The organism is Stenotrophomonas sp. 112478_Sma (assembly GCF_056479905.1).
Genome location: NZ_CM151072.1, coordinates 2,344,664 through 2,371,251 on the forward strand (window position 1 = coordinate 2,344,664; position 26,588 = coordinate 2,371,251).

Sequence of the window (26,588 nt, forward strand, 5' to 3'; positions counted from 1 at the left end):
GCTACCCGCGCCCGCCTGCCAGAAACAGCGCCATGCGCTGCAGCTCGTCCTCCAGCGCACTGCGGAACAGCCGGTCGCGCGCCAGTGAGCGCCCCGCATAGCCGAGCGATGGCTCAAGCTGGCCGTCGCGGACAGTCACATTGGCCCACCCCACCACCTGCTCGCGCCACAACATCGGCAGCGCGTAGTAGCCATACTGGCGCTTGGGCGCCGGCGTGTAGGCCTCGAACCTGTAGACCCAGCCCCACAGCAGCTCGAACCGCCGACGGTCCCAGACCACCGGATCGAACGGCGCCAGCAGGCGTACCTGCTCGTTCGGCGCATGCCGTCGTGAGCGCGGATTCTCGTCCGCCGGCCAGTACCACGTGGTGCCCTCCACGGTAGCGCTCGCCAGCTGTTCTTTCGCCAGCTTCAGCGCCTGCCGGGTCTGCTCGGCCAGATGCGGTGCGCCGTAGCCCAGCAGCCGGGCCAGGTAGGTCAGGCTGGCCGATGGAAGCGGCGCGTACTTGCGCACGATCAGCGCGACCAGTGCCGCCGCGCGCCGCACGCGCCCGTCCTCGCTGTCCTCCGCCGGCGCATGCTCGGCCACGCTGTAGATGCGCGTTCCGCTGTCGCGCCGCTGCACCCGCAGCAGGCCGCGATAGTGCATGCCCTCCAGCAGATGCGTGCTGGCGTTGCTGGTGCCGCCCCAGTAGTTGGTCACCCGGCCGTGCGCGAACGCCTGGTCGACCTCGCGCGGATGCACGCTGCCACGTTCGCGCACGAACGCCAGCACATCCGCCGCACGGCGTTCGGTGTCCGCGTCCCATGCGCGCCGGGCGACGCGGGGATGCATCAACGCCAGGTACTCGCGCGGCAGGAAGCCGTAGTTGACCAGGCAGTCCTCCTCTACCGGCAGGCGAGGGTAACGCCGCTCGAGGTCACCGGCCCGATAGTCCTTCACCCGATGCCGCAGTGTCAGATCCTGTGCCCGGGCCGGCGCGCGGATCGGATCGGCCTGTACGAAGCCCAGCCGCCGGATCGCGGCCATCAACGTTGTTGGCGGGAACAGGGTGCGCGCCACCGCGTAGCGGCGCAGGTCGTCGAGAGTGGGCTGCCTGGACATGACGCCATTGTAGGCGCGCGCCGGGGGTATGCTGTCAGGCCCCGGTCCACTGACGTCCATCATGCGCACGCTGTATCCCCCGATCACGCCCTATCGCGAGCACACTCTGCCCGTGAGCACGCTGCACACCCTGCATGTCGAAGAGTGCGGGACGCCCGACGGCATTCCGGTGGTGTATCTGCATGGCGGTCCCGGTGCCGGCATCTCACCCACGCATCGTCGCTTCTTCGACCCGGCGCGGTACCGCATCGTGCTGATCGACCAGCGCGGCAGCGGCCGTTCCACCCCGTTCGGCGAACTGCGCGACAACACCACGCAGGAACTGGTGGCCGATATCGAGAAGGTACGTGAGCACCTCGGTATCGAGCGCTGGCTGGTGTATGGCGGCTCCTGGGGCTCGACGTTGTCGCTGGCGTACGCGCAGGCCTATCCCGCCCGCGCCACCGGCCTCATTGTGCGCGGCGTGTATCTGGGGCGGGACATCGAGAACCAATGGTTTTCCGAGCCGCAGGGCGGTGCGCGCTGGATATTTCCGGAGCGCTGGGACCGCTATGAAGCGCACATTCCCGAAGACGAGCGCGGCAACCTGCTGCAGGCGTACTGGACACGCCTGGACAGCCCGGACCCCGCCATCCGCATTGCTGCCGCAATGGCGTGGCTGGGCTGGGAGGACAATGCTGCGACCCTGCAGCACGAGGTGACCGCCGAATCCAGCAGCGACCCGATGGATACCCTGGCCAAGGCCCGGATAGAAGCGCACTACTTCCGCAACGGGGCCTTCCTTGAGCCCGGCCAGCTGCTGCGCGATGTGGAGCGGATCCGCCACCTCCCGGCGGTGATCGTACAGGGCCGCTACGACATCATCTGTCCGCCACGCAGCGCGTGGGAACTGGCCAAGGCGTGGCCGGAAGCCAGGCTGGAGATGGTGATTGCCGGCCACAGTGCGAACGAAGCGGCCACGACCGACGCGCTGGTGCGCGCGACCGACGACTTCGCCGACCGTTTCGGCCAGCCCGGCTGAATCGTTCCTTCACCGTGCCACGGTGAAGCCGACCGTCGTCAGACCGTCCGAACTGGCCACGAACACTTCGCCGCCATGCAGTGCGGCGATGGCCTTGACGATGGACAACCCCAGCCCGTGATGGCGCTCGCCCCGATACTCACGGGCCTGGTCGACCCGGTAGAAGCGCTCGAACAGCAGGGGCAGATGCTCGGCGGCGATGCCGTTGCCTTCATTCAGCACGGCCACCCGCACGCCGTCGCCTTCGGACTGCAGCTGCACACGCACGTCGCTGCCTGGACGCGCATGCTGCACGGCGTTGTGCAACAGGTTGGTCAGCGCGCGGCGGAACAACGACGGATCGATGCGGGCGGTGGCGTCGCCTTCGACATGCAACGTCAGCTGGGCCTCTTCGAACAGGAATTCCATGAATTCACCGGCGGTGGCGACCTCGTCTGCCAGCTGGACCTGACGCGTTTCCACCGCGATATCGCCCTGGCCGGCCCGCGACAGGAACAACATATCGTTGACGATCGCACGCAGGCGCTCCAGTTCCTCCAGGTTGGACTGCATGACCTCCTGCAGCGCCGCCACATCACGCGGACGGGACAGGGCCACCTGGGTCTGTCCCATCAGATTGGCCAGGGGGGTGCGCAGCTCGTGCGCGACGTCCGCGTTGAACCCGTCCAGCCGCGTGTACGCTGCTTCCAACCGATCCAGCGCGCCGTTGAAGGCCTGCGTGAGGTGGCCCAGTTCGGCCGGCAGTCCCTGCGCGGCCAGGCGCTGCGACAGCCGCTGCGGGCTGAGCGAGCGTGCCTCGTTGGACAGCGCCCGCAGCGGGGCCAGCCCCAGCCGGGCGATCCAGTAGCCAAGCCCGGCCACCAGCAGCACGCCCAGCCCGCCGGCCACCCACAACGCAACGCCGAAGCGCTGCAGCGCCTGCGTATAGGGCTCCGAGTCGATGCCGATCCACAGGTCCACATCCGGTCGCGCACCCTTGCCCGGCACCCGTTCATACAGCGTGCGCAGCGGGTGCCCACCCTCACGCGCCAGCGTGCCCATGCCGTTGTCACCCTTGCCGGGGGCCTGCACCTGCGGCTCTGCCTGACCGATGCGGAATGTGGGGTTCTCGCTCCATGCCCAGACCAGGGTGTCGCGGTCCCCGGAGATCAGGTTGCCGACCTTCTCGCGCACCTTGTTCCAGCGCTCGGTGCTGTCGCACATCGCGACGCTGCCACTGACCGCGTGCAGCTTGGTCTGCAGTTCCGCATGCTGGTAGCGCACCACCTGCCGCTCGAGCACGCCATAGACGCCCACGCCCAGCAGCGCAAACACCAGCAATGCGGCCAGCGCGAACATCGCCGACAGGCGCTGGGCGATCGACATCCTCATCCCCGCCCACCCTCGTCCTCGCGCACTTCCAGCACGTAGCCCATGCCGCGCACGGTATGCAGCAGCTTGCTCGGGTAAGGGCCGTCGATCTTGCCGCGCAGGCGCTTGATCGCTACTTCGACCACATTGGTATTGCTGTCGAAATTGATGTCCCAGACCTGGGCGGCGATCACCGTCTTGGACAGGATCTGGCCCCGCCGCTGTGCCAGCAGCGCCAGCAGCGCGAACTCCTTGCCGGTCAGGTCCAGCCGCGAGCCATCGCGGTAGGCCCGCCGGGCCAGCAGGTTCACCTGCAGATCGCCCACCTGCAGTTCGGTCGGCTCCTGCTGGCGCCCACGCCGCACCAGGGCCTGCAGCCGCGCCAGCAGTTCGATGAACGAGAACGGCTTGACCAGGTAGTCGTCGGCGCCCTGCCCCAGGCCGTGCACGCGATCATCCACGCGGTCCCGCGCGGTCAGCATGATCACCGGTGTCTGCTTGCTGCGGCGCAGCTCGCGCAGCACGCTGAAGCCATCCATGCCCGGCAGCATCACATCCAGCACGATCACGTCGTAGTCGAACTCGCGCGCCAGATGCAGGCCGGTGACACCGTCTGCAGCCAGATCCACCGCCCAGCCCTGCTCGCCCAGGCCGGTGCGCAGGTAATGGGCGGTCTTGCCTTCATCTTCCACGATCAGCAGTTTCATCCAGGGTCCGCCAGGGCAGCGCCCGCCGCCTCCCTGCGCTCGCGGCGACGCTGCAGGAACAGGCGGTCCAGGGCCAGGTAGATCACCGGGGTACTGTACAGGGTCAACAGCTGGCTGATCAGCAGGCCACCGACCACCGCCACGCCCAGCGGCTGGCGCAGTTCCGAACCCGTACCGAAACCGATCATCAGCGGAATGGCACCGAGCAACGCGGCCAGCGTGGTCATCATGATCGGGCGGAACCGGGTCAGGCAGGCCTCGTGGATCGCCTCCAGCGGCGCCAGCCCGCGGTTGCGCTGTGCGTCGAGGGCGAAGTCGACCATCAGGATGCCGTTCTTCTTGACGATGCCGATCAGCAGCACGATGCCGATCAGCGCCATGATCGAGAAGTCCAGCCCCCACAGCCAGAGCATCAGCACCGCGCCGATGCCGGCCGACGGCAGAGTGGACAGGATGGTCAGCGGGTGCACGAAACTCTCGTACAGCACGCCGAGGATGATGTAGACCGCCAGCAGGGCCGCGAGGATCAGCAGCGGCTGGCTGGCCAGCGACTCCTGGAAGGCCTGTGCCGTGCCCTGGAAGCGGCCGCTGATGCTGGCAGGCATGCCGATCTGCGCCTGCGCCTGCTCCACCAGGCCGACCGCTTCGCCCAGTGAAACGCCGGGGGCAAGATTGAAGGACAGGTTCACCGCCGGCAGCATGCCGTTGTGGCTGATCGACAGCGGACCATTGCCCGGAGGCTGCACCTGGGCCACGGCCGACAGCGGCACCATCTGCCCGGTCAGTGGCGAACGCAGGTGGAAGTAGGACAGCGCATCGACCTGCCCCAGCATGCCCGGCGCGATTTCCAGGATGACCCGGTACTGGTTGGTTTCGGTCTGGAACTCGTTGATCTGGCGCTGGCCGAAGGCATCGTAGAGCACCTGGTCGATGTCGTTGGCGGTCAGGCCGAAGCGCGCCGCTGCCGTGCGGTCGATCTCCAGCCGGGTCACGCTGGCGCCGACCTGCTGGTCATTGGACACGTCGCGCAGCTGCGGCAGGCCCCGCAGCCGCTCGGTCAGCTGCTCGGCCCACTGCGACAGTTCGCGGCTGTCCTGTCCGCGCAGGGCGTACTGGTACTGCGTCCGCGCCGGCCCGGCGCCGAGATTGACGTCCTGCGCCGCGCGCATGTACACGGTGATGCCGGGCACGCTGGCCATCTTCGCCCGCACCCGGTCAATGAAGCCGTGCACGTCCACATCGCGGTCGCCGCGGTCCTTCAGCACGAACCAGAAGCGGCCGTTGGACAGCGTCTGGCTGCCGGCAGTGGCACCGACCGCGTGGTTGTAGGCCTGCAGGGCCGGATCATCCGCAACGATGCGCGCGAGCTGCTGGTGCTTGGCCACCATGTCCTCGTAGCCGATGTCCTGCGCCGCCTCGGTGGTGGCGAACACGAAGGCGGTGTCCTGCAGGGGGAAGAAGCCTTTGGGAATCACTATGTACGAGGCCACCGCCACCGCCACGGTCAGGCCGAAGCCCGCCAGCACCAGCCGCTGGCGGCGCAGGGCCCATTGCAGGCTGCGGTCGTAGCCGGCCAGCAGGCGCCCGGCCAGGGTCCGCTCGCTGTCCCGGTGCGCCGGCATGCGCTTCATCAGGTGCGCGGCCATCATCGGTGCCAGGGTCAGCGAGGCGACGATGGAAATCAGGATCGCCACGGTGATGGTCAGCGCGAACTCGGCGAACAGGCGCCCGACCACCCCGCCCATGAACAGCAGCGGGATGAAGGCGGCAATCAACGACAGGCTGATCGAGACCACGGTGAAGCCGATTTCGCCGGCGCCCTTCAGGGCGGCGTCCACCGGACCGAGCCCGGCCTCGCGGTGACGGTGGATGTTCTCCACCACGACGATCGCGTCGTCGACCACGAAGCCGACCGCAACCACCAGTGCCACCAAGGTCAGGTTGTTGAGGCTGAAGCCGGCCACGTACATCGCGGCGAAGGTCGCCACCAGCGCGACCACCAGTACCGCGCCGACGATCAGCGTGGCGGAAAGCTGGCGCAGGAACAGGCCCATCACCAGCACCACCAGCACGATGGTCAGTACCAGGGTGAGCTCCACCTCGTGCAGCGACGCGCGGATGGTGCGCGTACGGTCGTTGAGCACCTCCACATCGACGCTGGCCGGCAGGTTCGCGCTCAGTTCCGGCAAGGCGGCCAGCACCGCATCGGTGGTGCGCACGATGTTCGCGCCGGGCTGCCGGCTGATGATCAGGCCGACCCCAGGCTGGCCGTTGGGCCACGCCTGCACGTAGGCATTCTCGGCGCCGTCGACCACCTGCGCGACATCACCCAGCACCACCGGTGCGCCGTCACGATAGGCAACGACCAGGCGCCGGTAGTCCTGGGCACTGAACAGCTGGTCGTTGGCTTCGAAGGTGGACGTGCGTTGCTCGCCCATCAGTGCACCCTTGGCCTGGTTGAGGCTGGCGTTCTGCGCCACGCCACGCAGGTCGGACAGGGTCAGGCCCATCGCCGCCAGCCGCTCCGGCTGGGCCTGGATGCGGATCGCCGGACGCTGCTGGCCGACGATGCCGACCTCCGAAACGCCGCTGATCTGGCTGATCGAGCGTGCAAGTCGGCTCTCGGCCAGATCGCTCAATTCGGTCATCGACATCTGGGTCGACACCACGCTGAGCACCAGGATGGGACTGTCGGCCGGATTCACCTTGCGCCAGGTCGGCATGTTCGGCAGTTCACTGGGCAGGCGGCCGGCGGCGGCGTTGATCGCCGCCTGCACTTCCTGCGCGGCCGTGTCGATGTTCTTTTCCAGATCGAACTGCAGGGTGATCGAAGTGCTGCCCAGTGCACTGGTCGAGGTCATCTCGATGATGCCGGGCACGCCCGTCAGCTGGGTTTCCAGTGGCGTGGCCACCGCCGAGGCCATGGTCTCGGCGCTGGCACCGGGCAGATTGGCATTGACCCGGATGGTCGGGAACTCAGCCTCCGGCAACGGCGCCACCGGCAGGCGCGGCAATGCTGCCACGCCCAGCAGCACCACCGCCAGGGTCAACAGGGTCGTGGCGACCGGGTGATGAACGAACCAGCTGGACAGCGAGGTGCGCGCGCTCACGGTGCCGCCCCGCGCCGGACCGCTGCAGGCGCCGCGGCGGGTTTGGCCTCGGCCACCACCGTGCCCGGCCGCAGCCGCGACTGTCCATCGCGTACCACCACATCGCCGACCCGCAGCTCACCCTGCACGACCACCTGCCCGCCGTCCTGTTCACCGACCGTGACCGGCAGCGATTCCACGCTGCCATCAGCGACCACGCGGTAGACGAAGCTGCCCTGCACGCCACGCTGGATCGCCGCGGCATCCAGCACCAGCGCGCCCGTGCTCTGGCCGGTGCGCACCCGCACGCTGACCAGCTGTCCGGGCCACAGCTGGTCGGACGCATTGCTGAAGCGCGCGCGCAGCCGCACCGTACCGGAGGCCTCGTCCACCTGGTTGTCGATCACCTGCAACGTGCCCTCAGCCAGCAGCTGGCCACCCTCGCGGTCCAGTGCCTGCACCTGTGCGCCGCCTGCGGCGAGCGCCTGTCGCAGCTGCGGCAGCGCGTCCTGCGGCAGCGCGAACACCACCGAGATCGGATCGGTCTGCTGCACGGTCACCAACCCCTGCGTGTCACTGGCGCGCACCAGATTGCCCGGATCCACCTGGCGCAGACCGATGCGGCCGTCCATCGGCGCCACGATGCGCGTATACGAGAGCTGCACCTGCGCTGCGTCCACCGCAGCCTGGTTGCCGCGGCCGGTGGCCTGCAACTGCTGCACGGTGGCGGCCTGCTGCTCCAGCATCTGCCGCGACACCAGCTGGTCGCTGGACAGATGCTGCAGCCGTGACAGATCCGAGCGCGCCGCGTCCAGCGTGGCGCGGTCGCGCACCAGCGCCGCCTGTGCACCGCCCAGACCGGCACGGATGGCGCGATCATCGATACGCGCGAGCAGTTGCCCCTTGCGCACCTTCTGCCCTTCCTCGAACAGCACTTCGGTCAGCACGCCATCCACCTGCGGGCGCAGCACGGTGCTCTGCAGCGACTGCACCGTGCCGACGCCGCTTCGCCAGTGCGGGACATCACGCTGCTCGACGCGCGTGGTGACCACCGGTACCGGTGGCGGTGCTGCGCTGGGCTGTGCGTCGCCGCGGGAAACGCCGTGGAACAACATCGCCAGCAACAGGGCAACCAGCAGTGCCGCTCCCAGCGCGAGGTGGCGGCGGCGCAGCAGCGCAGTGACATCAGGCAATCGCATGGCAGGGGGTCCAATCCGGTGCCCGCGCCGGTCTGCGCAGGCCTGCCGTCATCCTGGGTGGCAACCTCCGGCACCATGCTGTCGCCTGCCTGACAATTCCGTCAGCTTCGACTGCGGCCGCTATACCAAGGTATAGCGACGCTAACCCACGGGCCTCTAGGCCGTGCCCGGCCAGCGGCCGACAATGGCACCACCGCCGGGAAACGCGCCCGGCAGCCCCTTCCCACCTGCACGGAGACGCCGATGGATCCCGACCCTGCCGGGCGCAACGCGCCCCTGCCTGCCTGTTTCCGCCCGTACCGGGCGCCTGGCGGCCGGTCCCTGCCTGCGTGAGTGCGGGGGCCGCCAGGCGCACCTGCCTGGAGAGTGCCCCCATGTCCTGCAAGACCCTCTACATCACCCTGCGCCGCCTGATGGGTACGCGCGATGTCACCGCCCTGCGCAGCCAGCTGTGGGTGCATGGCCCAGTGCTGTTTGCCCGTTCGCTGGCGCTGGGCTCGCCACGCGTGGTGGCCGACGTCCTTTCGTTGCTGCCGATCAGCGAGCGCATCAGCGTCCTGCGCCATCTGCCCTACCCCCTCCGCGACGCGATGAAGCCGCTGTGCATCGGCGGCAGCCAGCGCCTTCGCATGCAGCCCTGGTCGCCTGACGTACTGGCCCTGCGCTCCGCCTGAACGGCGACGCGACGCCCTGCCCCCTGCGTGCCGGTCCTGCGCCGGCCCCATCAAGGAGTTCCCCATGAGCCTGCTCAATGCCTGGTTCAACGCTTTCCTGCGCAGCCGGCGCGCCGGCAACCTGTTCCGGCGCCGGGCGATGCCCGAAGCCGGCTTCGGTCCCGGCAACAGCGGAAGCGTACCGTTCAACCTCACCGCCGGCCTGGTCACCTTGGCGCAGCTCGATGAAGCGCACCTGCTGAGCAGGCTGGACTCGCACGCCGATGGCCTGGGCCAGCACGAGGCGGACGAACGGCTGGCCGCCCTCGGCCCGAACGAAGTCGATCACGAAAAGCCGCTGCCGTGGTGGCGCCACCTGTGGCAGTGCTACCGCAATCCGTTCAACCTGCTGTTGACCGTGCTGGCAGCGGTCTCCTGGCTGACGGAGGATGCGAAGGCCACGGTGGTGATCGGCGCGATGGTGCTGTTGTCCACCCTGATCCGCTTCGTCCAGGAAGGGCGTTCCAACCGCGCCGCTGAACGGCTGAAGGCACTGGTGGGGAACACGGCGCGTGTACTGCGGCGCACCCCTGGAACGGAAGCGGCAGACCTGGCCGATCAGTACTTCGGTGCGCACCTGCACAGCCGGCGGCCCTCACGGCTGCTGGACCTGCCGATCCGCGAGCTGGTACCCGGCGATCACCTCGTGCTCTCGGCCGGCGACATGATTCCGGCCGACTGCCGGGTGCTGTCGGCCAAGGATCTGTTCGTGGCCCAGGCGGCCATGACCGGGGAATCACTGCCGGTGGAGAAGTTCGCCCATCCGGGCGATGCGCAGGCCGGCCTGCTCGATCAGCACAACCTGCTGTTCATGGGTACCAACGTGGTCTCCGGCACGGCCACCGCGGTGGTACTGGCTACCGGCAACCGCACCTATTTCGGCACTCTGGCCGAGCGCAGCATCGCCAGCGACCGTGCGCCCACGGCCTTCCAGGCCGGGGTCAACAGTGTCAGCTGGCTGCTGATCCGCTTCGCCCTGGTGATGGTGCCGTTCGTGCTGCTGGTCAATGGCTGGACCAAGGGTGACTGGACCGAAGCCTTCCTGTTTGCCCTGTCGGTGGCGGTCGGCCTGACCCCGGAAATGCTGCCGATGATCGTCACCTCCACCCTGGCCAAGGGGGCGGTGCTGCTGTCGCGCCGCAAGGTGATCGTCAAGCGCCTGGACGCCATCCAGAACTTCGGTGCGATGGACGTGCTGTGCACGGACAAGACCGGCACGCTTACCCAGGACCGGATCGCCCTGGAACGGCATACCGACGTGTTCGGCCGTGACTCGGAAGACGTGCTGAAGTTCGCCTATCTCAACAGCCACTTCCAGACCGGCCTGATCAATCTGCTGGACCGCGCCGTGCTGGAGCACGTGGAACTGCAGAGCTCGCTGCGCCTGAGCCAGGACTACCGGAAGGTGGACGAGATACCGTTCGACTTCGAGCGCCGCCGCATGTCGGTCGTGGTATCCGAATGCGGGAATCACCATGAGCTGATCTGCAAGGGCGCGGTCGAGGAGATGCTCGCGGTGTGCTCCACCGTGCGCGAGAACGGCCACGACATGCCACTGGACGAACGGCGGCTGGCGCGGGTCCGGCAGACCACCGAGGAACTGAACGAACAGGGCCTGCGGGTGGTGGCGGTGGCGATGAAGGAAACCAGCGCGCAGCAGGCGACCTACACCCAGTCCGACGAATGTGGACTGACCCTGATCGGCTACGTGGCCTTTCTTGATCCGCCCAAGGAATCGGCTGCACAGGCACTGCAGGCACTGGCGATGCATGGCGTCGAGGTCAAGGTGTTCACCGGCGACAACGAACTGGTCACCGCCCGTGTCTATGCCCAGGTCGGACTCGACGCGGACACGATCCTGACCGGCCCGCAGATCGAACGCATGGGCGATGAAGCGCTGGCACACGCCCTGCAGCACCACCGCGTGTTTGCCCGCCTGACGCCGCTGCACAAGGAACGACTGGTACGCCAGCTGCGCGCGCAGGGCAAGGTGGTCGGCTTTCTCGGCGACGGCATCAATGATGCGCCCGCGCTGCGCGCCGCCGACATCGGCATCAGCGTCGACAGCGCCGTAGACATCGCCAAGGAAGCGGCCGACATCATCCTGCTGGAAAAGAACCTGATGGTGCTGGAGGAAGGCGTGATCCAGGGCCGGCGCACCTTCTGCAACATGCTCAAGTACATCCGCATGACCGCCAGCTCCAACTTCGGCAACGTGTTCTCGGTGCTGGTAGCGTCCGCCTTCCTGCCGTTCCTGCCGATGCTGCCGCTGCAGCTGCTGGTGCAGAACCTGCTGTACGACGTTTCGCAGATCGCCATTCCGTTCGACAACGTGGACGAGGAACTGGTGCGGCAGCCGCTGAAATGGAACCCGACGGACATCGGCCGCTTCATGGTGTTCTTCGGACCGATCAGCTCGGTCTTCGACCTCAGCTGCTTCGCCCTGATGTGGTATGTGTTCGACGCTCGCACACCCGCCGACCAGGGCCTGTTCCAGTCAGGCTGGTTCGTCGTCGGCCTGCTGACCCAGACCCTGATCGTGCACATGATCCGCACGCCGAAGCTGCCGTTCCTGCAGAGCATCGCCGCGCCACCGCTGCTGCTGATGACGGGACTGATCATGGCCCTGGGCGTGATCCTGCCGATGAGCCCGCTGGCCGCCTACTTCAGGCTGCAGGCCCTGCCGGCAGGGTACTGGCCGTTCCTGGTGGCGATCCTGTTCGGCTATGCCGCACTGACCACTGCACTGAAGAAGCTCTACATCCGTCGCTACGGCTGGCAGTAGGCGTTGCCGGCCGTGCCTGGGGAGATCCCGATGTCCGCCATCAACCTGAACCTGCCCGCGTTCAACGCCGGCGCCACGCTCGGCTCGCTGCTGAGCCTGTCCACCGCCTTCGTCCTCGGTGCCGCCATCGGCCTGGAGCGCCAGCTGCGCCAACGTACCGCAGGGCTGCGCACCAACACGCTGGTGGCCGTCGGCGCAGCGGTGTTCGTCGACCTGGCTGTCCGTTTCCACGACCTGTACGGCGGGCCGCCGTCGCCGCTGCACGTGGTCGCCTACGTGATCTCCGGTGTCGGCTTCCTGGGCGCGGGCGCGATCATGAAGGAGGGCGCGCAGGTCTCGGGCCTGAACACCGCCGCCACCCTGTGGGGCTCGGCGGCAGTGGGGGCCTGTGCCGGCATCAAGCTGTTGCCGGAGGCGGTGATGGCCACGCTGTTCGTGCTCGCCGCCAACACGCTGCTGCGGCCGGTGGTCAACCGCATCCAGCGGCAGCCCTTGCCGGAGACGTTCAGCGAAGCCATCTATGCCATCAATGTCGTCTGCCAGCGCGAACAGCAGGCCGAGGTACTGGATCGCCTGCTGCTGTTGCTGGAACAGGCCCAGTACCCCGTGCGCGCGGTGGACCACCATCCCTTCGGCGAGCGCGATGTGGAGATCGAAGCGGTGCTGTATGCCACCACCGCCGACGGCGACGAGCTGGATGCGGTCCTGGCGGCGTTATCCACCACGCCCGGCGTCCTGCAGGGGTTCTGGAATGCCAGCCTGGAGGAGTGACGCGAGATCATCGCGCGCACGTGCAGCGCGGCAGCCGCTGCCGTCCAGGTGCACACGCCCAGCCACGGGAGGCAGAACCAGCTTTGCTATCCTTTCCATCCCGCCAGGGAGCTGTCCCGATGCCTTCGCTGTCGTCCCGCCGTCCACTGGTGCTGCTGGCCTTGATCGTCTCCGTAGTGGCGATCTTCCTGCTCGACACGTTGACCGACTACGCGGTGGCAGCCGCCTGCTTCTATGCGGCGGTGATCCTGGCAGCCTCGCGGGTGCTTTCGCCGCGCGGATTGCTGGCCCTGGCCGTGGCCTGTGTCGCCCTGACCGGCCTGAGCTTCGTGCTGACGCGTTTCGGCACCTACCGCATCGGTCTGGTCAATTCGGTGATCGGCATGCTGGTGGTCGCCATCACCACCTGGCTGGCGCTGAAGATGGAAGCCGCCAAGGCGGCCGTGCAGGAGGCACAGGCACGCCTGCTGCGGGTCGCCCGCGCGTCCACCGTCGGCGAGCTGACCACGTCCATCGCGCATGAGGTGAACCAGCCGCTGGCGGCCATTGCCAGCAGCGCCGACGCCTGCCAGCGCTGGCTGGCGCAGGAACCGCCGAATGTTGACAAGGCACGGCAGGCGCTGTCACGCATCCTCGCCGACGCGCATCGTGCCGGCGATGTGATCGCCCGCATCCGCGGACTGCCCCGGGGTGCGGCACCCCAGCGCGACACCTTCGACCTGAATCAGGCCGTGGAGGAAATGCTTGCGCTCTCGCGCAGCGAACTCGACCAGCATGGGGTGACCGTGGCCCTGCTGCTGGAGCCGGACCTGCCGCCGGTGCAGGCCGACCGCGTGCAGGTGCAGCAGGTGATCGGCAACCTGATTCTCAATGCCGTCGATGCGATGGAAGGCGTAGCGGTGGCCGAACGCCGGCTGTCACTGCTGAGCCGGCGCGACGGGCAACGGATCACCCTGAGCGTGCGCGACCGTGGCATCGGCCTGCCGGCGGAACAGCCGGAGCGCGTGTTCGAGGCGTTCTGGACCACGAAGTCGAGCGGCCTCGGCCTGGGCCTGAGCTTGAGCCGCTCCATGATCGAGGCCAATGACGGCCACATCCGCGCGGAACGCGTTGCCGGCGGTGGCGCCTGCTTCGTGTTCGACCTGCCTGTTGCCATCGGGGACCGCCATGCGTAGACCCGCTGCACCGGCCGTCGAGCCGGCGCCCATCGTGTACGTGATCGACGATGATCCCTCGGTGCGCGCGGCGCTGGAGGATCTGCTGGCCTCGATGGGCCTGCAGGTACGGGGCTTCGCGTCCACCCAGGCGTTCCTCGAACAACCGCTGCTGGATGCACCCGCTTGCCTGGTGCTGGATGTGCGCATGCCGGGCCAGAGCGGCCTGGAATTCCACCGCGGCATGCGCCAGCGTGGCCTGCACCTGCCGGTGGTGTTCATCACCGGCCACGGTGACATCGCGATGGGTGTCAACGCGATCAAGGACGGTGCGATCGAGTTCCTGACCAAGCCCTTCCGCGACCAGGAACTGCTGGATGCGATCCACAAGGGCATCGGCATCGATCGCCAGCGCCGCCGCGAAGGCGACGAACTGGGCGCCCTCCAGCAGCGCTGGGAGTCGCTGTCGGCCGGCGAGCGCGACGTGGTGGATGGCGTGGTCCGGGGCCGGCTCAACAAGCAGATCGCTGCGGACCTGGGCGTCAGCGAGATCACGGTGAAGGTGCGCCGCGCCCAGGTGATGCGCAAGATGGGCGCGCGCACGCTGGTCGACCTGGTCCGCCTGTACGACCGGCTGCGGGCCGGGCTGGACTAGCCTTATGGGAGCCATGAAATCTATGCGGAACGCGGCCGACGAGGCCCATGCTAGTTTCTGCGCCTCCTCCCAGCGAACCTTCACGATGCGCTCTTTCCTGCCTGCCCTCGTCCTTGCCGTGGCGGTCCCGCCGCTACATGCAGCAGAGCCGCCCCTGCCCCAGCTGCGGGCCTACACGGTGGATGCTTCGTGGCTGCAGCCGATGAGGCCGCTGCAGATCGCCGACCATACCTGGCAGATCGGCACCGAAAACCTGACCGCACTGCTGGTACAGACCGACGACGGCGCGGTGCTGATCGATGGCGGCATGCCGCAGATGGCCGATCACCTGCTGGCCAACCTGCAGCAGCGCGGCGTCGCACCGCAGCAGCTGCGCTGGATCCTGCTCAGCCATGCCCATGCCGACCACGCCGGTGCGGTGGCCGAACTCAAGCGCCGCACCGGCGCGCAGATCGCCAGCAACGCCGAAACGGCCGTCCTGCTGGCGCGCGGGGGCAGCAACGATCTGCACTTCGGCGATGACATCACCTTCCCTCCGGCCAATGCCGACCGCATCCTGATGGACGGCGAGGTCGTGTCGCTGGGCGGAATGCACTTCACCGCGCATTTCATGCCGGGTCACACACCGGGCAGCACCGCCTGGACCTGGAACGACACCCGCGATGGCAGGCCGGTACGCATTGCCTATGCGGACAGCCTCAGTGCGCCGGGCTACCGGTTGCAGGGCAATCCCCGCTATCCGCACCTGATCGAGGACTATCGCCGCAGCTTCGCGACCGTGCGCCGCCTGCCCTGCGACGTGCTGTTGACCCCGCATCCTGGCGCCAGCGGCTGGGACTATGCCGCAGGCGCCAAGGCCAGTGCTGCAGCGATGCGCTGCAGCGCCTACGCGGATTCAGCCGAGCGCAGTTTCGAGGCACAGCTGGCCAGGGAACGCGACAACGCGCACTGAAGCCGTGGCGGCCTGTGAGCCGCCACAGCAGCAGCGACCCTCAGCCGCCCTGGCCGTGGTGGGCGAACGGCTCGGTGCTGCCGTCACCGCGCACCAGTTCCACCGTGTACGGCTGCACATAACCGTCGGGCATCTCCATGCCGGGCGAACCGGCCGGCATGCCCGGCAGCACCAGTCCACGCGCCGCAGGACGCTCCTTCAGCAGCCGCTTGATGTCCTCGGCCGGAACGTGCCCCTCCACCACATAGCCGTCGATCTCGGCGGTATGGCAGGACCCCTTGCCGACCGGCACACCCAGGCGCTGCTTGATCGGGTTCATGTCATCGGTATCCCGTACGTCCACCGCGAAGCCCGCGGCCTGCAGGTGTTCGATCCAGACGCCACAGCAACCGCAGCTGGCGGTCTTGTGGACGATGGCGGTCGGCAGCTGCGCATCGGGGACGGAGGCGGCATCGGCCGCTGCGTGGGCATGGCCCGGCGCCGCGGCCACCTCTTCGGCTGCACGGGCGCAGCCGGCGCCGGACAGAATGCTGGCCAGCAGCAGGCCGAGAGAGAGAGAACGGTTCATCGTGTTGGTTCCTTTGTGCATGCGGGCGGAACGCCCGCGACCCACGCATCGAAGGCGCGGGAAAATCGGGAATGGGACAGGCAGGACAACAGGCGGCTGGCGCCTGCAGGCCATCACACGATGGGAGGTCGCAACGCGTCGGTCAGGGGCGGCGGCACAGGCCGTCGTGCAAGGGCAGCGCGTGGCGCCTCGCGCCAGGGTGTGATCGCCACGGCGGAAGAGGTCGCAGGCACGCCGGTACACGCGGGAGGGCACGGGCACTCACTGGATGCGCAGTCGCCCGATGATCGATCGCCGCAGCATCCGGCCCGATCCACGGCCGTCTCATGCGACGCGGCGCAGTACTCCGTGTCGCCCTGTCCACCGTCGCCCGATGCAGCCCGCGCCAGTCCCGGTGCGGTCAGCACCAGGGCAACGAGCAACAGCCAGCGCAGCAGGAGAGCAGCAGCATTCATCGCAGGCATCATAGCCCATGGGCGTGGCAAGCTGGGCCGCCGCCCGACCCTATGCGGTGTCCGCGCTGCCTGTGTCTGCCCGCATGCGTACCGGAATCGACTTCGCCGCAGGCGTGCCGCTGAGGCGATCGTAGTAGTCCAGCGGCAGCAGCGCATTCAACTCAGGGTAGTAGCCCGCCAGCGCGCCCCGTGGCATGGGGTAGTCGAGCACGGTCAGCCCGTCGATGCGACGCCGCACGCCATCTGCGCTGAGCGTCTCCAGGCTGACCCGCGCCTCCTTCTCCAGACCGCGTGCCAGCCGGTCTTCGATGTTCATGAACACCACCCTGCGATCGTTGTACACGCCGCGATAGCGGTCGTTGTAGCTGTAGATGGTGGTGTTGAACTGGTCATGCGAACGCACCGTGGCCAGTCGCAGCATGTCCGGATCGTGCACCGGGTCGTCCACATCCAGGCCCGGCATCACAAGGATGTTGGCCTTGCCGTTGGCGGTGGGCCACACCCGGCGACGCGGTGCAATGTCCAGATGGAAGCCGTGCGGCTGCCGGATGCGCTCATTGAAGCCTGCATAGATCTGCGGGTACACGGCAGCGATCAGGTCACGGATCCGCGCATAGTCATGCCTGCAACCTGCCCAGTCGACCCTGCTGTCCGGCAGCGTCGCCATCGCCATGCGACAGACGATCTCGACCTCCGGCAGCAGCTGGTCGCTGGCCGGCTCAAGAACACCGCGCGATGCGGTCACGTTCGACATCGCATCCTCGATCGTCACGAACTGCTCGCCTGCGGGCGTGACGATACGTTCCGAGCGCGCCACTACCGGCAGGATCAGCGCATCGCGGCCATGCACCAGGTGCCCGCGGTTGAGCTTGGTGGCGATACCCACCGTCAGCTGCAGGCTGCGCATGGCTTCGTAGGCCCGGGGCGTGTCCGGCACGGCATGGATGAAATTGCCGCCCAGCCCGATGAACACCCTGGCGCTGCCGTCGAGCATCGCCTCGATCGACTCGACCACATGATGCCCGTGCTCCCGCGGCGGATTGAAACCGAACACCTCCTGCAGGCGATCCAGATACGCTGCCGCCGGCTTCTCGTCGATGCCGACGGTACGATCGCCCTGCACGTTGGAATGACCCCGGATCGGGCCGATCCCCGCCCCCGGCTTGCCGAAGTTGCCGCGCAGCATCAGCAGATTGGCGACCTGCTGCAGCAGCCGCGAGCCATACTGGTGCTGGGTCAGGCCCATGCCATAGCAGATCACCGTGGCATTGGAGCAGATGTAGATCTCGGCGCAGCGCCGGATCTGCGCCTCCGAGATGCCGGAGACCCTGACGATGTCGTCCCAGTCCTGCGCCATCACGTCCGCGCGCAAGGCCTCCAGGCCGACCGTATGTTCATCCAGGAACCGATGGTCGAGCACGCGCTGGCCCTGTGCCTCGCGCTCGAACATCACCTTCATCATGCCTTTGATCAGCGCCAGGTCACCGCCGATGCGGATATGCACGAATTCGCTGCTGATCTCGGTGGAGCCGAAGGTCGCCATCTGCACCACATCCTGCGGCTCGGCAAACCGGATCAGGGCGCGCTCGGGCATCGGGTTGACCGCCACGATCGGCACGCCGCGCCTGCGCGCCTCGACCAGGTTGCCCATCATCCGCGGCGAATTGGTGCCGGTGTTCTGGCCGATCACGAAGATCGCCTCGGCGTGTTCGAAATCCTCCAGGACGATGGTGCCCTTGCCCACACCGATGGAAGGTGGCAGGCCACGGCTGGTCGGCTCATGGCACATGTTCGAGCAATCGGGGAAGTTGTTGGTGCCGAACTCGCGTACGAAGATCGAATACAGGAACGCCGCCTCGTTCGGCGTGCGGCCCGACGTGTAGAACTCGGCCTGATGCGGGCTGTCCAGTGACCGCAGGTGACGGCCGATGAGTGCGAACGCCTCGTCCCAGCTGCATGGCACATAGTGGTCGGTGGCTGCGTCGTAACGCATCGGCTCGGTCAGCCGCCCCTGCATTTCCAGCCAGTAGTCGGTCCGCTCCATCAGCTCGCTGACGGTATAACGCGCGAACAGCTCGCGATCCGCCCGGAACCGGGTCGCCTCCCAGGCCAGTGCCTTGGCCCCGTTCTCGCAGAACTCCAGTTTCCTGCGCTCGTCGGCGTCGGGGAAGGCGCAGCTGGGACATTTGAAGCCAGCGGGCTGGTTCATCGCCAGCAGTGCCCTAGAGCCGTTGCCGATCACGCTCTGCTGCAGCAGAACCCGGGCGGTGGCGCCGGCCGCACCCCAGCCGCCTGCGGGCTGGTTGTAGGGCTTGTAACGGGGTGGTTTCTGCTCGGACATGTTCGAAGACCTGGCGCCAGGAGACGAGACTGCGAAGGGCACGACAGACAGAGTCAAGCACGGCCGGGACCACTTCGCCAGAGCCGCCCCGCATCTCCCAGCGCGCCATCTTCGGCGCGCCGGTGGCTGCTGCATCGCCACGGACGCACTGCGCTATCCTCCGGGGGGTGGGCGAACGGCCCATGACACGCTCACTCTGTCCGGACACTCTGCATGGCTGACTCGCCCCCGCCGCCCTCTCCGCCTGCCGGCACCGCGCAGCGCACGCTGCAGCGCTGGCGTGAGGGCGGGCTGCAGGTGCAGGCGCAGGCCGACGTGGTCGCCGAAGAGGTGCCGGTAGCGCTGCACTACAACGGCACCGTGTTCGCGGTGATGATGGCCACGCCCTGTGACCTGGAGGACTTTGCGCTCGGTTTCTCGCTCAGCGAGGGCTTGATCACCACGCCGACGCAGCTGCTCTCGATCGATGTGGCGCCGCAGCTGGAAGGCATCGAACTGCGGATGACGGTTGCCGCCGAGGCACCGGGCGCCGGTCTGGATCCGGCCGATGGCCGCCTGCTGCCCGGCCGTGGCGGCTGCGGCCTGTGCGGAACACGGCAGCTCGAGGATGTGCTGCGGCCCCTGCCCCCGGTACGCGAACGACGGACCTACGCGCCGGCGGCCCTGCAGCGGGCACTGGCCACGCTGTCGCAGCACCAGCCGATGAATGCGGCCAGCGGCTCCACCCACGCGGCCGCCTGGGCCGACGCCAACGGGCGCATCGGCTGGGTGCGCGAGGACGTGGGCCGCCACAATGCACTGGACAAGCTGATCGGCGCCCTGCATCACAACGAGCACGCCATCGACGGTGGACTGCTGCTGATTTCCAGCCGGGCCAGCTACGAGATGGTCAGCAAAGCAGTGCGCGCCGGTGCCAGCGTACTGGCCGCCGTGTCCGCGCCAACGGCGTTGGCGATCGATCTGGCGCGCAGCGCAGGGCTGTGCCTGGTCGGCTTCGCCCGCGGCAGTGGATTCAATGTGTACACCCATCCAGAGCGGTTGCGGCCGGAAGACATGCCAACGGCATGAACGCGGCCATGGCGGGACCCGCCATCGTCAGTGGGCAACCCCCATCATCGGCCGGGTGACAACAGGCCCGCGATGCGCTCGGCCACCTGGGCGCGCACCGCGTCGTCCAGCTGTCCTTCGTACATGGCCTCGTAGATCCACAGCCCATCGGCCGCCAACCGTGCCACGAAATTGTCCAGCGCCGCAGGATCAACCACGCCGGCCGGCGGCGGCGATGGCGCCCAGCGCTGCACGGCCGGGCTCCATGGCCGCTCACCGGCCTCCGGGTCCACCGATTCGAGCATGAACATCAGCTCGGCGCGCGTCGCGCTCTGCGCCGACACGCGGACGAAGGTCTGATAGCGCTCGAGCGCCGTGGCCTCGCTGGCACGCTTTCCGAGCAGCGCTTCCATCGATGCCTCCCAGTTGTGCACCAGGTGCTCGTCGATGCCGCGCAGCAGTGCCTCGCGCGACGGGAAGTGATACAGCAGGCCGCCGCGCGTGAGGCCGGCTTCTGCCGCCACCGACTCGAAGGTCACCGCGCGCACGCCGTCTCGATTGATCACGTTGACGGCGGCATCGAGGATGCGCTGGCGCTTGCTGGTTCTCATCGCACTACTTTACGCGATCGGCCGCTCCCTCGCGGCTCCCCGCCCGCCCGCGCAGCAGGCGCGCGATCAGCGCTGCACCCACGGCCAGCACCGCGGTGATGACCAGCAGCACGATCTGGTAGCTGCGGTCATAGGCGGCGGTGGCGCCGGCGAACCACTCGCCCGGGCCGGCTTCGCGGGCGACCTGCTGCGCCTGGGCGAATCCTTCCCGCGCCAGTGCCGGAACATCCGCCGATACCGGCAGGAAGGCGCCGTACATCGCTGCCCCCAGGCTGCCCAGCATCGCCACCGCCAGCAGGCCGCCGAATTCGTAGGAGACCTCCTCCACGGAGGACGCCATGCCCGCACGGTGCGCAGGCACGTTGTTGAGGATGGCAGTGGATGCGACCGAGATTGCCGAGCCCATGCCGAACCCGGTGATCGCCATGCCGGCGACGACCCAGCCCAGTCCGTGCGGAAAACCGAACGCGACCACGCCCACTCCCAGTGCCCCCGCGGCCAGTCCGCCGCAGATCAGCGGACGCAGGCCGACGCGGTGCAGGATGCTGCCGCCGAGCAGTGCGCTGGGCAGGCTGCCCAGCGCCGCCACCGATACCAGCAGGCCCGCCTGCAATGGCGTGAATCCGGCGACCAGCTGGAAACGCTGGGTGGTCAGCAGTTGCAGGCCCGCCATCGCAAACAGGGTGAACACCGCAGACAGCGTACCGGCCAGGAATGCCGGATTGCGGAAGATCGCGAAGTCCAGCAGTGGATGCGGCAGGCGCTGCTGGCGGCGGGCAAACGCGGCGCCCGCCGCCAGCGCCAGCACCGATGCCGCCGCGCCGAGGCCATAGGAAGGCGGCGTGGCGATCAGCGATTTGATCGCCAGCACCAGCCCCGACAGCGCCGCCAGCGCCAGCAGCGAGGACAGCAGATCCCACGGCCGGGACGTGTCGCGCTGCCCCTCCGGCGCCAGCAGCAGCGTCGCGACGAAGGCCACGATCACCACCGGCACGTTGACCAGGAACACCGATCCCCACCAGAAATGCTGCAGCAGCCAGCCACCGATGATCGGTCCGAGTGCGGCGCCGACGATCGCCACCGAGCCCCAGATCGCGATGGCGATGTTGCGCTCACGCTCTTCATGGAAGCTGAGGCCGATCAGCGCGAGTGTGGCCGGCATCATCGCCGCGGCGCCCACGGCGAGCAGCGCACGGGCAGCGATCAACTGCGCTGCGGTGACAGAGAACGCTGCCGCCAGCGAAGCCACGCCGAAGACCACCAGGCCGATCAGGAACATGCGACGGTGGCCGATGCGGTCGCCCAGCGTGCCCGCACCGAGCAGCAGGCCAGCCATCACCAGTGGATAGGCATTGATGATCCACAGCGCCTGACCCGCGCTGGCGGAAAGTTCTGCCGTCAGCGTGGGCAGCGCCGTGTACAGCACCGAGTTGTCCAGCGTCACCAGCAGCAGGCCGGCGGCCACCGTGAACAACAGCGACCAGCGCCGGGCACGGGACAGGGCCGGAGCATCGGCCAAGGACTGGGACAAGGCCATGGGAACGAACCTAGGGAAAAAATGGATTCGGATAACTATACCGGATGTCCTGTATAGTTATAGCCCTGCAGCGACACGTTCAGGTTTCGATCCAGGCGCTGTTCAGCCCCGGCAGGCGCCGCTGGTGCTACCTGCAGTCCACCGGCAACGCCGACACCGCCGCGACCACCTGTTCCTGCATGCCCTGCCCCACGGCCATGTCGAGTTCGCCCGCGATGTCACCGTGCTGGCGCCGCAGCTCGTCCTCGCACAGGCTGCGCACCCGGGCCCGCGCGTTCGCCCGCAGCGACGCACAGCGCCAGTCCGCGTCGCCGAGCGGCAGTACCGAATAAACCACGCTGTTGCATGCGTTGGAGGCCCGCTCGCGCAGCGTATGCCCACCGAAATCCCGCGGCGCCCTGCTGCGCGTGGGATCGAAGTAGCTGTCCGGGAAGGTGCGTGCATACTGCTCGATATCGACGTGCAGCACGCGGCCACCGGCCGCTGCGAGGGGCAGCGGATCCGTGCAGCGGGCACTGTCGGCGCGGTGCTGGATGTAACGGTAGATGGGACGGTCAAGGCCTGGATCCTCCGCAGTCACCGCACTCACCGCGGCCAGTACCGGCAGCGCGGCACGGTTGGCCATGCGCGCGAGCAGCCCTGCCTCTGCCGGCCGGCAGCGGTCGCGCAGGGTTGCCACCAGCAGGAATGCCACGTCGTTGCGGAAGGCCGCATCGTCCCCCATCCGCCGCTCGATCCGCTGCCGCATCTCATCGGTGGGCGCCACGGAAGTGGCCTGCGGCGGCTGCGGCTGCGCTGTCCGCAGGTACAGCCACCCGACCGCCGTGGCCGTCACCGCCAGCAGCGCCATCGCCAGTAGTGGACGCCCGCGCATCAGTTGTGGATCGGCGTCAGTGTGGCGGCCGCCACATCGTAGGAAGCGCTGGCGATGTCGGCGTCGAAGCGCTTGACCTGCACCCGCCCGGCGAGTCGATAGGGGTCCCACAGCGCACCCAGCGTGATCGGCGTGGCCAACGTCACGTGGATCATCTGGTTCGGCGGTGGTGGGGGTACATGGATGCAGGCACCATAGAACGGGACGAACAGCACCTCGTCCACGCGTCCGTCGTCGGTGGTGCCCAGGGGCACGACGTAACCGTCCAGGTCCACCGCACGTCCATCCACCGATGCCACCACGCGCGAAGAGCCGAACTGCCGGGCGCGCTCCGGACGGGAGTGGTCGATCGCCTGACCGGGCGGCGTGCCGGCGCCGCTGTCGTCAATCAGGCCACCGACGCCGGCCATGCCGTCGCGTGACAGGCCGATCTGCGGCGGCGGTCGCTGGAAACGGTCCTCGTCCGGCATCAGGGCGTCCCAGCGGTCGATCGGGCGTGCCGACGGAGACGGCGCCGCCGCCGGCAACGGTGCAGGGTGCTGTCCGGCACCGTCGGGCACGCGGGCGCATCCGGCCAGCAGCGCGCATCCAGCGAGCCATGCAAGGCAATCACGGCGCATAGGGCTTCAGCCGTGCATCGCGCATGCTGTAGGCAGAGCCTGCCAGCTCATCGTCCAGGCGCTCGGCGTGCAGGTTTCCGGCCAGGAAGAACGGAGCGTACATGTCAGGCATCTCGATTGCCCGGTCCAGTACCACGTGCACGATCTGATTCGGCGGCGGTGGTGGCACATGGATGCAGGCGCCGTAATACGGGACGAACAGGAATTCACTGAGCCGTCCTTCCGCAGTGCTGGCCAGCGGCACCACGTAGCCCGGCAGGCGCACCGGCCGCTGCAGCACGGCGTCGACGGTGCGGAACGTGCCGAACTGCGGCATGCGTCGGCTGCCGTTGTGTTCCACCTCAGGGCCTTCGCCACGTTCCAGCGCCGCCAGCTCGTCGGCGGGCATCATCTGCAGCCAGTCCAGCTCCTGCTCTTCCACGGTCGCTGCGCCCTGATCCGCCACCGATGGCGGCAGCGCCTGCACGCCGGTGTCGACCGGCCGCTCGCAGGCAACCAGCATCAGCAACACTGGCAAGCCACCCAGCCGGCGCATGCTCATCCCGGCGACGCCAAACCATCGGCGAGCGTGCGCCGGTAGGCCAGCGCGGCCGGCAGCAGGCCCGCCACGGCGCTGACCAGCAGCAGGCCCGCCACCCAGCCCAGCTCGCGCGCATCCGGCCAGACGTGGGTGATCGACAGGCCATACTGCGCCAGCGCCCAGCTGCGTCCCACGGCACTGGCCAGCACAAGCGCCGCCAGTGCCAGCCCGCACGCCAGCGCGCTGGTCGCCACCGCCTCCACCACCAGCAGACCGGCGATGTAGCGCGGACGCGCGCCGACCGCGCGCAGCACCGCCATCTCGCGGCGCCGTTCCTGCAGGGTTGATACCAGCAGCGCCACCAGCGAGACCATTCCCAGCAGCACCACCATCGCGCTGATCAACCGCAGTGCCCGCTCGGCCGTGCCCAACGACTGCCACAACTGCTGCAGGGTGACGCCCGGCAGGATCGCCAGCATCGCCTCCTCCGGATAGTCGTTGATCGTGCGCTGCACGGAGAACGTCGCGATGCGGGTATTCAGGCCGAGCATGAAGGCAGTGATGCTGGTCGGGGTCAGATCAAGCCGCCGCGCCTGCTCCGCGCTGACATGCTGGCCGGGCAGCTGCACGCCGGAACGCCAGTCGATGTGGATGGCTTCGATCGCCGGCAGCGATACCAGTACCGACGCATCCACCGGTGTTCCGGTGCGCTGCAGGATCCCCACCACGCGGAACGGCTTGTCGGCATGCGTGGCCAGGGGCACCGCCCCGGTGCCATGCGCCAGCACGATCGGGTCGCCCGGCGTGATGTTCTGCGCCTGCGCCACCTCCGCGCCGATCACCGCATCGTACAGGTCCGAGAAGGGCCCGCCCTGTGCGAAGACCAGTTCATGACCGGCACCGTAGCGGTAATGCTCGAAGTAGCCGCCGGTGGTGCCGACCACGCGGTAGCCCCGCCAGGAATCGCCCAGCGAGAGTGGCACCGACCACTTCACCTGCGGCAGCGCCGACAGCGCCTGATAGGACTGCCAGGAGACATTGTTGGTTGGATCACCGATATGGAACACCGAATAGAGCAGCAGGTTCACCGGTCCGGAGCGCGCACCCACGATCAGATCGGTTCCGGACACTGTGCTGGCAAAACCTTCATGCGCCTGCGTGCGGACCCGCTCCACGCCCAGCAGCAGAACCACGCTGAGGGCGATCACCAGCACCGTGAGGGCAACACTGAGCGCGCGGCTGCGCAGGCTGGCCCAGGCAAGTTCAAGCATGGGCAGCTCCGGCATGATTGATCTCGGCCAGGACGATGACCCGGTCGAACAGAGGCTGCAGGCTTTCATCGTGGCTGACCACCAGCGCGGTGGTGCCGCAGGCCTGGCATTGCCGGGTCATCAGGCGCACGAACGCGTCCGCCGCGTGCCGGTCCAGTGCCGAGGTGGGCTCGTCGGCAAGCAGCACCTGCGGCCGCCCGATCAGTGCGCGTGCTGCTGCCACGCGCTGCTGCTGGCCGACACTGAGCCTGCCCGCCGGACGGCCCATCAGCGTCGGGTCGATCTGCAGGGACTGCAGCAGCCGTGCGATCTCCTCGTCCAGCGCTGCGCCGACGCGCTGCCTGCGCAGCCGCGAGAAGCGCAGACCCAGCGCGATGTTCTCGCGCACGCTGAGGAACGGCAGCAGGTTGAACTGCTGGAAGATCACGCCCAGCTGGTCGGCACGGAAGCGGTCGCGGGCCGGACCGTTCATCGCATGCAGGGAGTGTCCGGCGACGTCGACCCGGCCCTGGCGAGCGCGCAGCACGCCGGCCAGCACACCCAGCAGGGTGCTTTTGCCACCGCCACTGGCACCGCGCAGCAGCACGCTGCTGCCCGCATCGACGCGCAATGCCGGAATCTCCAGTACCGGGCGATCGCCGTAGGCGAAGCGCAGGTCCTGCACATCGATGACCGCCGCACTCACGGCGCAAGTACCACGCGCAGAGTCTCGGCGGTCAGCACGTGCCGTGCCTGTCCGGCGGGCGTGGTGCTGTTGACGATGACCTCATGCAGGCCAGGGAACAGCACCGGCAGGCGGACCACCAGCACCCGCAGCGCGGACGGATGCGCGCACTGGAAACGCAGTCCGGCACTGAAGCCGGCATGGCCGTGGTGCCCGGCATCGTGCATCGGGTCTGCAGCGAATCCGTCGGCGGCCACGCTGCTGGCGGCAAGGCGGCACTGGGCCGCAGTCGGCAGGGTGACCCATGCGCCTTCCTTCAGCAGTGCCTTCGCACGTGCGAGCGCGGCGCGCTCCTGCGGGGTGGCGGGCGGTCGCTCGAAATCGAGCAGGCCGATACCGGGGGCCTGCATTGCCAGGTCCAGTGTTCCCCGTTCGAGCGCCACATCGACCGTGGCCTGGCCATGCACATGCGCGCCCTGCTGGCGCACCTCATGGGCGTGGGCGGACGCCGCAGAAAGCAGCAGCAGAAACGTGGCGGGAAGCTTCATGAGGGTACCGTTAGTGTTACTATGTAACATT

23 protein-coding genes are annotated in these 26,588 nt (G+C 68.2%); 8 read left to right on the plus strand and 15 right to left on the minus strand.

Features of this window, described 5'->3' with window-relative positions; all coding sequences use genetic code 11:
- Nucleotide 1: 1 nt before the first annotated feature.
- Nucleotides 2-1,105 carry a DNA glycosylase AlkZ-like family protein gene (locus ACZK08_RS10845; protein WP_065182317.1) on the minus strand — a complete coding sequence of 368 codons (1,104 nt, stop codon included), beginning with the start codon at nt 1,103-1,105 and terminating at the stop codon, nt 2-4.
- Nucleotides 1,106-1,166: 61 nt separating this feature from the next.
- On the opposite strand from ACZK08_RS10845, the gene pip reads away from it, so the two are divergent.
- Nucleotides 1,167-2,126 (plus strand): prolyl aminopeptidase, encoded by a 960-nt coding sequence (gene pip / locus ACZK08_RS10850; RefSeq protein WP_065182358.1) that lies wholly within the window; start codon nt 1,167-1,169, stop codon nt 2,124-2,126.
- 9 nt (nt 2,127-2,135) lie between these two features.
- Here the strand turns inward: pip and ACZK08_RS10855 are convergent, their stop codons facing one another.
- The 4 genes from ACZK08_RS10855 to ACZK08_RS10870 are packed head-to-tail and all read right to left on the minus strand — an operon-like array spanning nt 2,136 to nt 8,471.
- A complete protein-coding gene (locus tag ACZK08_RS10855) occupies nt 2,136-3,497 on the minus strand; it encodes a heavy metal sensor histidine kinase (RefSeq protein WP_065182318.1) in 1,362 nt (453 codons plus the stop codon).
- Nucleotides 3,494-4,183, minus strand: a complete 690-nt coding sequence (locus tag ACZK08_RS10860; protein ID WP_053515914.1) for a heavy metal response regulator transcription factor — start codon at nt 4,181-4,183, stop codon at nt 3,494-3,496. The genes ACZK08_RS10855 and ACZK08_RS10860 overlap by 4 nt, the downstream gene beginning before the upstream one ends.
- Nucleotides 4,180-7,293 carry a multidrug efflux RND transporter permease subunit gene (locus ACZK08_RS10865; RefSeq protein ID WP_065182319.1) on the minus strand — a complete coding sequence of 1,038 codons (3,114 nt, stop codon included), beginning with the start codon at nt 7,291-7,293 and terminating at the stop codon, nt 4,180-4,182. The genes ACZK08_RS10860 and ACZK08_RS10865 overlap by 4 nt, the downstream gene beginning before the upstream one ends.
- The gene (locus tag ACZK08_RS10870) at nt 7,290-8,471 is read right to left on the minus strand and encodes an efflux RND transporter periplasmic adaptor subunit (protein WP_053515919.1); all 1,182 of its coding nucleotides are present in this window, start codon (nt 8,469-8,471) and stop codon (nt 7,290-7,292) included. Before ACZK08_RS10870 ends, ACZK08_RS10865 begins: the two co-directional genes overlap by 4 nt.
- 374 nt (nt 8,472-8,845) lie before the next feature.
- On the opposite strand from ACZK08_RS10870, the gene ACZK08_RS10875 reads away from it, so the two are divergent.
- The 6 genes from ACZK08_RS10875 (at nt 8,846) to blaL1 (ending at nt 15,501) form a co-directional block, all read left to right on the plus strand.
- Nucleotides 8,846-9,145, plus strand: a complete 300-nt coding sequence (locus tag ACZK08_RS10875; protein WP_065182320.1) for a hypothetical protein — start codon at nt 8,846-8,848, stop codon at nt 9,143-9,145.
- A gap of 64 nt (nt 9,146-9,209) precedes the next feature.
- Nucleotides 9,210-11,969, plus strand: coding sequence for a magnesium-translocating P-type ATPase (gene mgtA / locus ACZK08_RS10880; protein WP_065182321.1), 2,760 nt, complete (start codon nt 9,210-9,212; stop codon nt 11,967-11,969).
- 30 nt (nt 11,970-11,999) lie between these two features.
- The gene (locus ACZK08_RS10885) at nt 12,000-12,740 is read left to right on the plus strand and encodes an MgtC/SapB family protein (RefSeq protein WP_065182322.1); all 741 of its coding nucleotides are present in this window, start codon (nt 12,000-12,002) and stop codon (nt 12,738-12,740) included.
- Between the two features lie 119 nt (nt 12,741-12,859).
- Nucleotides 12,860-13,915 carry a sensor histidine kinase gene (locus tag ACZK08_RS10890; RefSeq protein ID WP_065182323.1) on the plus strand — a complete coding sequence of 352 codons (1,056 nt, stop codon included), beginning with the start codon at nt 12,860-12,862 and terminating at the stop codon, nt 13,913-13,915.
- Complete coding sequence (locus ACZK08_RS10895; protein ID WP_065182324.1) at nt 13,908-14,549, plus strand: response regulator transcription factor; 642 nt, start codon at nt 13,908-13,910, stop codon at nt 14,547-14,549. The genes ACZK08_RS10890 and ACZK08_RS10895 overlap by 8 nt, the downstream gene beginning before the upstream one ends.
- Nucleotides 14,550-14,634: 85 nt before the next feature.
- Entirely contained in the window at nt 14,635-15,501 is an 867-nt protein-coding gene (blaL1, locus tag ACZK08_RS10900) for a L1 family subclass B3 metallo-beta-lactamase (protein ID WP_065182325.1), read from the plus strand.
- A gap of 40 nt (nt 15,502-15,541) precedes the next feature.
- On the opposite strand, the gene ACZK08_RS10905 is transcribed toward blaL1, so the two are convergent.
- Both ACZK08_RS10905 and ACZK08_RS10910 read right to left on the minus strand, forming a co-directional pair.
- Nucleotides 15,542-16,069, minus strand: a complete 528-nt coding sequence (locus tag ACZK08_RS10905; protein ID WP_081284412.1) for a DUF411 domain-containing protein — start codon at nt 16,067-16,069, stop codon at nt 15,542-15,544.
- A 504-nt stretch (nt 16,070-16,573) separates the two neighbouring features.
- The gene (locus ACZK08_RS10910; RefSeq protein WP_065182326.1) at nt 16,574-18,865 is read right to left on the minus strand and encodes an FdhF/YdeP family oxidoreductase; all 2,292 of its coding nucleotides are present in this window, start codon (nt 18,863-18,865) and stop codon (nt 16,574-16,576) included.
- Between the two features lie 213 nt (nt 18,866-19,078).
- Between ACZK08_RS10910 and fdhD the strand changes: the two genes are divergently transcribed.
- Nucleotides 19,079-19,933: a formate dehydrogenase accessory sulfurtransferase FdhD gene (gene fdhD, locus ACZK08_RS10915; protein WP_065182327.1), complete on the plus strand. Its 855-nt coding sequence runs from the start codon at nt 19,079-19,081 to the stop codon at nt 19,931-19,933.
- 44 nt (nt 19,934-19,977) lie between these two features.
- Here the strand turns inward: fdhD and ACZK08_RS10920 are convergent, their stop codons facing one another.
- The 8 genes from ACZK08_RS10920 to ACZK08_RS10955 all read right to left on the minus strand — a co-directional run bounded on the left by ACZK08_RS10920 (nt 19,978) and on the right by ACZK08_RS10955 (nt 26,557).
- Entirely contained in the window at nt 19,978-20,523 is a 546-nt protein-coding gene (locus ACZK08_RS10920; protein ID WP_065182328.1) for a TetR/AcrR family transcriptional regulator, read from the minus strand.
- Nucleotides 20,524-20,527: 4 nt separating this feature from the next.
- Nucleotides 20,528-22,060 carry an MFS transporter gene (locus tag ACZK08_RS10925; protein ID WP_065176191.1) on the minus strand — a complete coding sequence of 511 codons (1,533 nt, stop codon included), beginning with the start codon at nt 22,058-22,060 and terminating at the stop codon, nt 20,528-20,530.
- Nucleotides 22,061-22,187: 127 nt separating this feature from the next.
- Nucleotides 22,188-22,934 (minus strand): hypothetical protein, encoded by a 747-nt coding sequence (locus ACZK08_RS10930; protein ID WP_065182329.1) that lies wholly within the window; start codon nt 22,932-22,934, stop codon nt 22,188-22,190.
- A complete protein-coding gene (locus ACZK08_RS10935; protein ID WP_065182330.1) occupies nt 22,934-23,554 on the minus strand; it encodes a DUF3299 domain-containing protein in 621 nt (206 codons plus the stop codon). The genes ACZK08_RS10930 and ACZK08_RS10935 overlap by 1 nt, the downstream gene beginning before the upstream one ends.
- Entirely contained in the window at nt 23,544-24,089 is a 546-nt protein-coding gene (locus ACZK08_RS10940; RefSeq protein ID WP_065182331.1) for a DUF3299 domain-containing protein, read from the minus strand. The genes ACZK08_RS10935 and ACZK08_RS10940 overlap by 11 nt, the downstream gene beginning before the upstream one ends.
- 2 nt (nt 24,090-24,091) lie before the next feature.
- On the minus strand, nt 24,092-25,345 hold the full coding sequence (locus ACZK08_RS10945) for an ABC transporter permease (protein ID WP_081284414.1): 1,254 nt from the start codon (nt 25,343-25,345) through the stop codon (nt 24,092-24,094).
- Nucleotides 25,338-26,030: an ABC transporter ATP-binding protein gene (locus tag ACZK08_RS10950; protein ID WP_065182332.1), complete on the minus strand. Its 693-nt coding sequence runs from the start codon at nt 26,028-26,030 to the stop codon at nt 25,338-25,340. Before ACZK08_RS10950 ends, ACZK08_RS10945 begins: the two co-directional genes overlap by 8 nt.
- Complete coding sequence (locus ACZK08_RS10955; RefSeq protein ID WP_065182333.1) at nt 26,027-26,557, minus strand: ZrgA family zinc uptake protein; 531 nt, start codon at nt 26,555-26,557, stop codon at nt 26,027-26,029. The genes ACZK08_RS10950 and ACZK08_RS10955 overlap by 4 nt, the downstream gene beginning before the upstream one ends.
- Nucleotides 26,558-26,588 lie beyond the last annotated feature (31 nt).

What these genes read in the sequence shown, in the direction of transcription:
- ACZK08_RS10890 (WP_065182323.1), top strand. Translation starts at nt 12,860, where the DNA reads ATGCCTTCGCTGTCGTCCCGCCGTCCACTGGTGCTGCTGGCCTTGATC.
- ACZK08_RS10895 (WP_065182324.1), top strand. Translation starts at nt 13,908, where the DNA reads ATGCGTAGACCCGCTGCACCGGCCGTCGAGCCGGCGCCCATCGTGTAC.
- pip (WP_065182358.1), top strand. Translation starts at nt 1,167, where the DNA reads ATGCGCACGCTGTATCCCCCGATCACGCCCTATCGCGAGCACACTCTG.
- ACZK08_RS10925 (WP_065176191.1), bottom strand. Translation starts at nt 22,060, where the DNA reads ATGGCCTTGTCCCAGTCCTTGGCCGATGCTCCGGCCCTGTCCCGTGCC.
- ACZK08_RS10855 (WP_065182318.1), bottom strand. Translation starts at nt 3,497, where the DNA reads ATGAGGATGTCGATCGCCCAGCGCCTGTCGGCGATGTTCGCGCTGGCC.
- ACZK08_RS10955 (WP_065182333.1), bottom strand. Translation starts at nt 26,557, where the DNA reads ATGAAGCTTCCCGCCACGTTTCTGCTGCTGCTTTCTGCGGCGTCCGCC.
- ACZK08_RS10945 (WP_081284414.1), bottom strand. Translation starts at nt 25,345, where the DNA reads ATGCTTGAACTTGCCTGGGCCAGCCTGCGCAGCCGCGCGCTCAGTGTT.
- ACZK08_RS10940 (WP_065182331.1), bottom strand. Translation starts at nt 24,089, where the DNA reads ATGCGCCGGCTGGGTGGCTTGCCAGTGTTGCTGATGCTGGTTGCCTGC.
- ACZK08_RS10930 (WP_065182329.1), bottom strand. Translation starts at nt 22,934, where the DNA reads ATGCGCGGGCGTCCACTACTGGCGATGGCGCTGCTGGCGGTGACGGCC.
- fdhD (WP_065182327.1), top strand. Translation starts at nt 19,079, where the DNA reads ATGGCTGACTCGCCCCCGCCGCCCTCTCCGCCTGCCGGCACCGCGCAG.
- ACZK08_RS10870 (WP_053515919.1), bottom strand. Translation starts at nt 8,471, where the DNA reads ATGCGATTGCCTGATGTCACTGCGCTGCTGCGCCGCCGCCACCTCGCG.
- ACZK08_RS10910 (WP_065182326.1), bottom strand. Translation starts at nt 18,865, where the DNA reads ATGTCCGAGCAGAAACCACCCCGTTACAAGCCCTACAACCAGCCCGCA.
- ACZK08_RS10845 (WP_065182317.1), bottom strand. Translation starts at nt 1,105, where the DNA reads ATGTCCAGGCAGCCCACTCTCGACGACCTGCGCCGCTACGCGGTGGCG.
- mgtA (WP_065182321.1), top strand. Translation starts at nt 9,210, where the DNA reads ATGAGCCTGCTCAATGCCTGGTTCAACGCTTTCCTGCGCAGCCGGCGC.
- ACZK08_RS10905 (WP_081284412.1), bottom strand. Translation starts at nt 16,069, where the DNA reads ATGAACCGTTCTCTCTCTCTCGGCCTGCTGCTGGCCAGCATTCTGTCC.
- ACZK08_RS10875 (WP_065182320.1), top strand. Translation starts at nt 8,846, where the DNA reads ATGTCCTGCAAGACCCTCTACATCACCCTGCGCCGCCTGATGGGTACG.
- ACZK08_RS10920 (WP_065182328.1), bottom strand. Translation starts at nt 20,523, where the DNA reads ATGAGAACCAGCAAGCGCCAGCGCATCCTCGATGCCGCCGTCAACGTG.
- blaL1 (WP_065182325.1), top strand. Translation starts at nt 14,635, where the DNA reads ATGCGCTCTTTCCTGCCTGCCCTCGTCCTTGCCGTGGCGGTCCCGCCG.
- ACZK08_RS10885 (WP_065182322.1), top strand. Translation starts at nt 12,000, where the DNA reads ATGTCCGCCATCAACCTGAACCTGCCCGCGTTCAACGCCGGCGCCACG.
- ACZK08_RS10935 (WP_065182330.1), bottom strand. Translation starts at nt 23,554, where the DNA reads ATGCGCCGTGATTGCCTTGCATGGCTCGCTGGATGCGCGCTGCTGGCC.
- ACZK08_RS10860 (WP_053515914.1), bottom strand. Translation starts at nt 4,183, where the DNA reads ATGAAACTGCTGATCGTGGAAGATGAAGGCAAGACCGCCCATTACCTG.